7 protein-coding genes are annotated in these 7,579 nt (G+C 63.8%); 3 read left to right on the top strand and 4 right to left on the bottom strand.

The genetic code is table 11. The features are described from left to right. Positions 1-44 precede the first annotated feature (44 nt). Both EN742_RS17080 and EN742_RS17075 read left to right on the top strand, forming a co-directional pair. Complete coding sequence (locus tag EN742_RS17080) at positions 45-2,024, top strand: ABC transporter permease subunit (RefSeq protein ID WP_127406983.1); 1,980 nt, start codon at positions 45-47, stop codon at positions 2,022-2,024. Between the two features lie 37 nt (positions 2,025-2,061). Further along, positions 2,062-2,439, top strand: a complete 378-nt coding sequence (locus EN742_RS17075; protein ID WP_127406982.1) for a GFA family protein — start codon at positions 2,062-2,064, stop codon at positions 2,437-2,439. 27 nt (positions 2,440-2,466) lie between these two features. Here the strand turns inward: EN742_RS17075 and EN742_RS17070 are convergent, their stop codons facing one another. Further along, positions 2,467-3,825, bottom strand: a complete 1,359-nt coding sequence (locus tag EN742_RS17070; protein WP_127406981.1) for an NAD(P)/FAD-dependent oxidoreductase — start codon at positions 3,823-3,825, stop codon at positions 2,467-2,469. A gap of 257 nt (positions 3,826-4,082) precedes the next feature. On the opposite strand from EN742_RS17070, the gene EN742_RS17065 reads away from it, so the two are divergent. Further along, positions 4,083-4,805 (top strand): XRE family transcriptional regulator, encoded by a 723-nt coding sequence (locus EN742_RS17065; RefSeq protein ID WP_126056034.1) that lies wholly within the window; start codon positions 4,083-4,085, stop codon positions 4,803-4,805. Between the two features lie 67 nt (positions 4,806-4,872). On the opposite strand, the gene EN742_RS17060 is transcribed toward EN742_RS17065, so the two are convergent. From EN742_RS17060 to EN742_RS17050, 3 genes are read right to left on the bottom strand one after another with little or no spacing between them, the layout of a single operon-like run. Further along, positions 4,873-5,913, bottom strand: coding sequence for a DUF3445 domain-containing protein (locus tag EN742_RS17060; RefSeq protein ID WP_127406118.1), 1,041 nt, complete (start codon positions 5,911-5,913; stop codon positions 4,873-4,875). A gap of 9 nt (positions 5,914-5,922) precedes the next feature. Continuing rightward, complete coding sequence (locus EN742_RS17055) at positions 5,923-6,888, bottom strand: PDR/VanB family oxidoreductase (protein ID WP_128333056.1); 966 nt, start codon at positions 6,886-6,888, stop codon at positions 5,923-5,925. Next, on the bottom strand, positions 6,885-7,481 hold the full coding sequence (locus EN742_RS17050; RefSeq protein ID WP_127406116.1) for a dimethylamine monooxygenase subunit DmmA family protein: 597 nt from the start codon (positions 7,479-7,481) through the stop codon (positions 6,885-6,887). Before EN742_RS17050 ends, EN742_RS17055 begins: the two co-directional genes overlap by 4 nt. Positions 7,482-7,579 lie beyond the last annotated feature (98 nt).

Here is a 7,579-nt window from a genome sequence, read left to right as displayed (position 1 = left end):
GTGATCGACCTGCTGGCCGGCATCGAGCGCAGCGGAGCCGGCGCATGACGGTGACGGCGAGCGTCAGCGAAGCCAGGCCGCCGGTCCAGCGCTGGCTGGCGATCTGGGCGCTGGCGCTTCTCGCGGTGCTGGTCGTGTTCCTGCTCGAGGACAAAGTGCCCTGGGCGGTCAACTATCCGGCCGACGCCGTCATTCCGGTCGCCGACTGGATCAGCGACCTGATGAAGTGGATAAAGACGAACTTCTCCTGGCTGACGCGCTCGATCACGGCGGTGCTTGGCGTGCCGCTCGATTTCGCGCTCAATCTTCTGGCCAAGAACTTCAAGATCGGCCATGGCGCGGATGCCTTCATCCTGCCGCGCCTGTCCTGGCTCGGCGTATGCGTTGCGGCGTTCCTCGCCGGCCGCGCCGCCGGCGGCTGGAAGTTGGGTGTGCTGGTCGGCGGCTGCTTTGCCTATGTCGCGCTGTTCGGCCAGTGGACCAGCGCCATGCTGACGCTGGCGTTGATCTCGATCGCGGTGCCGTTCTGCATCGTCACCGGCCTGTTCGTCGGCATCTGGGCCTGGCGCAAGCCCTGGGCGGAGAGGTTCGTCGTCTCCCCTGCCCTCGACCTGATGCAGACCATTCCAACCTTCGCCTATCTGATCCCGATGCTGCTCCTGTTCGGCAACAGCCCGGTGTCGGCGATGATCGCCACCGCCATCTTTGCCACGCCGCCGATGGTGCGGGCGACGATGCTCGGCCTGCAGCGCGTGCCATCGGAGATCGACGAGTTCAGCGAGATGGCCGGCTGCACGGCCAGGCAGAAACTGTGGCGCGTGCTTCTGCCCTCGGCGCGGCCAACGCTGATGGTCGGCGTCAACCAGGTCATTATGCTGGCCCTGAACATGGTGATCATCGCCTCGATGATCGGCGCCGGCGGCCTCGGCTATGACGTGCTGCTGGCGCTGAGGGCGCTGAAGGTCGGCGAAGCGATGGAGGCCGGCCTCGCCATCGTCGCCTTGGCCATCGCGCTCGACCGGCTGAGCCAGGCGATCGCCCACAACCACGCGATGGGTCAGACGCACCAGGCGGCTAGCCCGAATTTCTGGCGGCGCTATCCCAACCTGACGTGGGCTGTCGCCATTCTTGTCGTCACCACGCTGCTCAGCCTGTTGGTGCCCAGCTTCGCGGCGGTGCCGAAAGCGATCACCTTCACGACGGCGCCGTTGTGGAAGGCGGCGGTGAACTGGGTGACGATCAATTTCTTCGACACGATCGAGGCCTTCCGCGTGGCGCTTATCCTCAACGTGCTCAATCCCGTGCGCGCCTTTTGCGAGGGTTTTCCGTGGCTTGGCGCTGTGTTCCTGCTCGGCCTTGCCGGCTACCAGCTCGGCGGCTCGCGGCTTGCCGCGCTGGTCGCGGGTCTCACCGCCTTCTGCGCGGTCACCGGGCTCTGGGAAAAGACCATGGCGACGGTCTATCTCTGCGGCATCTCGGCCTTCATCTCCTGCCTGATTGGCATTCCGATCGGCTTTGCCGCCGCGCGCAGCGAGCGCTTCGAGAAGATCGTCACGCCGATCATCGACACGCTGCAGGTGCTGCCGTCCTTCTGCTTCATCATCCCGGTGGTGATGCTGTTCCGCGTCGGCGACGTCACCGCGATGATCGCGACGATAGCCTTCGCCGTCGTGCCGGCAATCCGCTACACCAACCACGGCATCCGCCAGGTGCCGCCGGCGCTGATCGAGGCGGCGAAGGTTTCGGGCTGCACGCCGCGCCAGACCTTCTTCCGGGTACAACTGCCGCTGGCGCTGCCCGAGATCATGCTCGGCGTCAACCAGACGATCCTGATGGCATTGGCGATGATCATCATCTGCGCCATGATCGGCACGCGCGACCTTGGCCAGGAGGTGTTCATCGCGCTGTCCAAAGCCGATTCCGGCCGCGGCATCGTGGCCGGCCTGGCGATCGCCTTCATCGGCATCGTCGCCGACCGGCTGTTCAACGCCTGGACCGCGAAAGCCAGGGCGAGGCTGGGGTAAAACCCAAAGCGCCAAAACCACCCAAAGGAGAGAGAGTATGACCAGCCGGATAGCCAGCTGCGCCTGCGGCCAATTGCAGATCCGCTGCCAGCGGGAGCCCGACATAGTGTCGCTTTGCCATTGCCTGGACTGTCAGCGGCGGACCGGCAGCCCGTTCGGCGTAGCGGCCTTCGTCGATGCCGCAACGACCGAGATCACCGGGTCGTCGCGGACATTCCAGCGCGATTCGGACAGCGGCTGTCCCATCGCCTTCCACTTCTGCGGAACGTGCGGCTCGACGGTGTTCTGGTATCCGTCGCGACGGCCGGCGGCGGTCGCCGTTGCCGTCGGCTGTTTCGCCGACCCATCGTTTCCGGCGCCGACGCGGTCGGTTTTCGACCAGCGCCGGCACGGCTGGGTCGCCGTGCCGGGCTGACGGCAAGCGCGCCTGGTCGCGAAAGCGTTACTCCGCCGCGACGCCCTTCACCTCAAGATAGCTCTCCATGGAATCGTCCAGCGCCTGCAGCCATGGCGTATGGTGCAGCGGCGCCATGGTGCCGGTCATCAGCGAGCGGTAGGCATGGTCGCGGAAGCCCATGATGTCCTCCACCTTGTGATGCTCCCACTCCATGAAAGTGTGGTTGACCGCCTCGACATCGAAGCCCGGATAGTCGGTCTGGTCCATCAGCTCTTTGGTGTAGTCGCCCTGGAACCAGATCATCTGCTCGGCGTCCTCCAGCGTCTCCTCGCGCGCGCGCCACTTGGCGCTATGCTCGGCCATCACCTCGGCCGACGGCAGCTTGATGCGGCCCATGATGACGTCGCGCGCGTACCAGGCCTGCGCGTCGAACATGTTGAAGGTGTAGAACTGGTCCTGCATGCCGATATAGAACAGCTTCGGATTCTTCTCCCAGACGACGCCCTCGTAGAGGTCCAGCGGCCACATGCGGTTTGCGGTCTTGAGCTTGAGGTCGTCGGTGAGGAAGGGGAAGGAATGCAAATAGCCGGTGCACAGGATGATGGCGTCGACCTCCTTGGTGGTGCCGTCCTTGAAAAGCGCGGTCTTGCCGACGACTTTCTGCAGCAGCGGCACCTCCTTCCAGTTCTCCGGCCATTTGAAGCCCATCGGCTTCGAGCGGTAGCTGGAGGTGATCGACTTGGCGCCGTATTTGTAGCACTGCGAACCGATGTCCTCTGCCGAATAGGAGCGACCGATGATCAAGATGTCCTTGCCCTTGAACTCCATGGCGTCGCGGAAGTCGTGGCTGTGCAGGATGCGGCCGTTGAAAGTGGCGAACCCCTCGAAGAACGGCACGTTGGGCACCGAGAAATGCCCGGAGGCGACGACGACATTGTCGAACTCTTCCGAGTAGGTGACGTCATTGCTGCGGTCATGCGCGGTGACGGTGAATTTCTTCGTCGCATCGGAATAGGTGACCATGCGCACCGGCGTGTTGAAGCGCACCCATTTGCGCACGCCTGATTTTTCGACGCGGCCCTTGATGTAATCCCAGAGCACAGCGCGCGGCGGATAGGAGGCGATCGGCCGGCCGAAATGCTCCTCGAAGGTGTAGTCGGCGAATTCGAGGCATTCCTTCGGCCCGTTCGACCAGAGATAGCGGTACATCGAGCCATGCACGGGGTCGCCATGCTCGTCGAGCCCGGTACGCCAGGTGTAGTTCCACAGGCCGCCCCAGTCGGACTGCTTCTCGAAGCAGACGACTTCCGGAATCTCGGCGCCCTTATCGGCGGCCGACTTGAAGGCTCGAAGCTGAGCCAAACCCGAGGGTCCTGCTCCGATGACGGCAACGCGACTGTTCATGGCGGGTCTCCCGTTCTCATTTTCCCTAGCGAAACAAATTTCACTGTCAGTGACAGTAATTGGCCCTCTTGTGCTGTCAATAACCAACTGCGTGAACGGCGTTGGCATGCAGCGGATTTCACGCGGAAAACCGGCGACGGACAATTTGGCGAGGAATGGCCCTGCGACATAGGATGGCTTGCCGTCGCGTTTGCCCTCTTGTATCGCCGCCGAATATGTTCACCATGAGTGAAATTCTCGCAGAATCTGAGGGCGACATGGCGAAGAAGACTTCCGATCTCAAGCACGCTGCCGGCGCCACAAAGGGCAAGCCCTCGCCGAAGAGCATTGGCCCGAACGGGCGAACGATCCGCACGCCGCTCACCCAGGACCCGCATGCCATTCGCGACACGCGCGAAAAGGTGCTGGAAGTGGCGATCGGCCGCGAGGTGCGGGCATTCCGCAAGAAGCTCGGCATTACCGTCGCCGATCTCGCGACCGCCACCGACATTTCGCTCGGCATGCTGTCGAAGATCGAGAACGGCATCACTTCGCCGTCGCTGACGACGCTACAGGCGCTGTCGCGCGCGCTCGGCGTTCCGGTCACCGCCTTCTTCCGCCGCTTCGAGGAGGAGCATAGCGCCGTCTTCGTCAAGGCCGGCGAAGGCCTCGATGTCGAGCGCCGCGGCACGCGCGCCGGCCACCAGTACAATCTGCTCGGCCATATCGGCTCCAACACCAGCGGCGTCGTCGTCGAGCCTTATCTGATCACGCTGACTGAGGATTCGGACGTCTTCCCGACCTTCCAGCATGCCGGCATGGAGTTCCTCTACATGCTGGAGGGCGAGGTGGTGTACCGGCACGGCAGCAATCTCTATCCTATGAAACCTGGCGACAGCCTGTTCTTCGACGCCGACGCACCGCACGGACCGGAACAGCTGACGCGGCTGCCGATGCGGTACCTTTCCATCATCTGCTATCCGCAAAGCAGCGCTGGGTGATTGGCTGATCTCCCCCTTCGTGGGGGAGATTGGCAGGACAGAGGTGGGCGCTGTCCCGCCGACAGTTTCAATCCGGCCCAAACCCCGGGCTGGTCGGGCTCCCGTCATCCAGCTTCGACAGCCACTCGACCAGCGTCGGACGGTAGCGGGTGAGGCCCTTGTAGGTGGCGAGTTCCTCGGGCAGGTCGCGGATGACGCGGTGAAGGCGACACGCCCATTTCGGCTGCGTCACCAGCTCGTCCATCTTGATCAGATAGCAGCGGATCGGGAAGACGATGCCGTTCGAGCGCGGCAGCCGCCAGAAGCTCTGCAGCTCGACGCGCAGATGCACCTTGTCGCCGACATTCTCCGGCGTGACCGTCGCCCGGTCCGGACCCCATTTGTGGTAGTTCTCCGGGCTGGTGTCGAGGCGCGGATTGATGGTCATCGTCCAGTTCAGGCGGCGCGCCGGTTTGCCCTGTTGGATGTTGGTGAGGAACTTCAGCGCACGGATGAAAATCCCCTTCTCGTGCGCCAGCGGCACCGGCGCGTGCCACTCGAAGAAGTTCATGCCGATGTCGAAATCGAGCGACCAATCGGCCTGGGTGGTGACCATGCCGGCATCCATCCACAGATTGCCGTCGCGCTGGTCGAGGATGCAGAAATCGCCCTGGCTCTGGCGGGTGATGTATTCCATCGGGCCGTAGGGCAGCGTCGAGGTGTCGCCGAAGGTGAAGGTGTCGTCGATGCCGAGCGGCCGGTTGATCCAGCGCCAGCGGTCGCCGTCGCGCGTCAGCGTGAAATGATCGGGATAGCCGAGCGCCTGCTGCTCCATCAAAAGCTCGAGCAGGTCCCAGCCGGCCAGCGTCATATGCGGCAGCGACTGGCAGCGCAGCGGATCCTCGGCCAGCACCAGCGCGCGATCCTGCATCTCGGCGACATAGTGCTCGTCGACGTCGATCAGGTTTGCCAGCACGCTGCCTTTCGGGCCGACGACATGCGGCTCGATGTTGACGGCATACATGTAGCTGTCTTCGTTGAACGGGAACGGAAAGCGCCTGATGTGCTCAGGGCTGTTGCGGAAGGTGTAGTCGTCCCGAAAAGTTTCCTTGCGAAAGGTGATGCCCAAGCTCGCCTCCTATCTTTCCAGGACCAGCGACTTGCCCTCGAAGCGCGAGACGCAAGGCATGATCTTGCAGCCGGAGCGATGGTCTTCCTCGCTCAGCCAGTGGTCGTTGTGGATGAACTTGCCGTCTGCCGAGATGACATTGGTCTCGCACTGGCCGCAGACGCCGCCGCGGCAGAGATAGGGCGGATCGACGCCGGCGGCCTCGATCGCCTCGAGCAGACTCTGTTGCGAGCCGACACGGATCGTCTTGCCGCTGACGGCCAGCGCCACATCGAAGGGCGCGCCGGGCTGGGGCGCCGCGAAATGCTCGAAATGCACGGTTTCCGACGGCCAGCCGAGAGCGGCGGCGCGGTCGCGCACCCAGTTGATCATGCCGGCCGGGCCGCAGACGTAGAGATGCGTGCCGAGCGGCTGCGTCGAAAGCAGACGGTCGAGATCGATGCGCTCGTCGCGATCGTCGTGGTAAAGCTTCACCCGGCGGTCGTAGCGCTGCTGCAGGATATCGGCATATGTGCCGAGCGAAGCGGTGCGGCAGGTGTAATGCAGCTCGAAATTGCCACCCGACCCCGCCAGTTGCGCGGTTTGCGCCATGAACGGCGTGATGCCGATGCCGCCGGCCAGCATCAGGTGCTTCCTGGCTCTCAGGTCGAGCGAGAACAGATTGACCGGATAGCTGATCACCATCTCCAGGCCGGGCTTGACCGACCTGTGCATGAACAGCGAGCCGCCGCGGCCGACATCGTCGCGGCGAACCGAGATCGTGTATTCGCTTGTATTGAGCGGCGAACCCATCAGCGAATAGGGGTTGAGCCGGGTGCGGTCGCCGTCGCGCATCTCGACCACGACATGGGCGCCGCCGGAAAAAGTCGGCAAAAGTTCGCCGTCGCGGCGGCGGAAATGGAAGCGGGTGACCAGATCGTTGACGGGGACGACATGGCTGACGACGACGTCGAGCTTGGTGGTGCCGGTGCTCATCGGAAGACCTCCTCCATCGAAGGAATCTCTGAGCGATCCTCGGCATTGATGCAGACGCCCTGGAAGGCGGCCAGGCGCCGCGAATAGTGGTCGCGCACCAGAAGCAGCAGGCCGCAATGCGCGCAGGTCGCCGGCTGCGTCGTCACGTTCTCGGTGATGCCCTTGCAGTGCACGCACTGCATGCGGCGCGCCAGCGAGCCGCGATGCTCGGTCTGCATGGAGGTGTGGTCGATGCCGGCCTCGAGCGCCACCTGCATGGCCTGGCCGATCAGCCCTTCGGTGCCGCTAAGATAGAGACGCAGGCCCATATGGGCGTTGGTCAGGGTCTGCCTCAATCGCGGCAGCAGGCTGGGGAAGGACGGCGCAATATGGAGCTGCGCCGGCTTCAGCGCTTCGAGAGCGCCAATGTGCTTGCCGTCGGGACCCGGAATGAAGACGATCTCGGCATCGTCGAAGAACTCGGCCGGCGCCTTGCCGGCCATGTCGACGATCGCGAGCGCGCCTTCGGCATCCGCCACGAATAGATGGTGCTTGCCGGGCTGCGGAGACAGGGTTCCGTAGATGGGCCGGCTGATGATCGTCTTTGTTGCCATTCTTCCTTCGTGCCTCGAAACCCCTCGCTGTCGATGATGCCTCAGCCCTTGGCGGTGCGCTTGGTTTTCTTGGGATCGTCGAACGGCAATGGCTGCGC

The organism is Mesorhizobium sp. M4A.F.Ca.ET.020.02.1.1 (genome assembly GCF_004022645.1).
Taxonomy (GTDB): Bacteria; Pseudomonadota; Alphaproteobacteria; order Rhizobiales; family Rhizobiaceae; genus Mesorhizobium.
Note: the sequence above shows the minus strand (reverse complement) of the source record. Positions and strands in the feature narration are given on the sequence as shown.

Excerpts from the sequence above, each read along its gene's own strand:
- EN742_RS17065 (WP_126056034.1), top strand. The coding sequence starts at position 4,083 with ATGGCGAAGAAGACTTCCGATCTCAAGCACGCTGCCGGCGCCACAAAG.
- EN742_RS17080 (WP_127406983.1), top strand. The coding sequence starts at position 45 with ATGACGGTGACGGCGAGCGTCAGCGAAGCCAGGCCGCCGGTCCAGCGC.
- EN742_RS17070 (WP_127406981.1), bottom strand. The coding sequence starts at position 3,825 with ATGAACAGTCGCGTTGCCGTCATCGGAGCAGGACCCTCGGGTTTGGCT.
- EN742_RS17055 (WP_128333056.1), bottom strand. The coding sequence starts at position 6,888 with ATGAGCACCGGCACCACCAAGCTCGACGTCGTCGTCAGCCATGTCGTC.
- EN742_RS17050 (WP_127406116.1), bottom strand. The coding sequence starts at position 7,481 with ATGGCAACAAAGACGATCATCAGCCGGCCCATCTACGGAACCCTGTCT.
- EN742_RS17075 (WP_127406982.1), top strand. The coding sequence starts at position 2,062 with ATGACCAGCCGGATAGCCAGCTGCGCCTGCGGCCAATTGCAGATCCGC.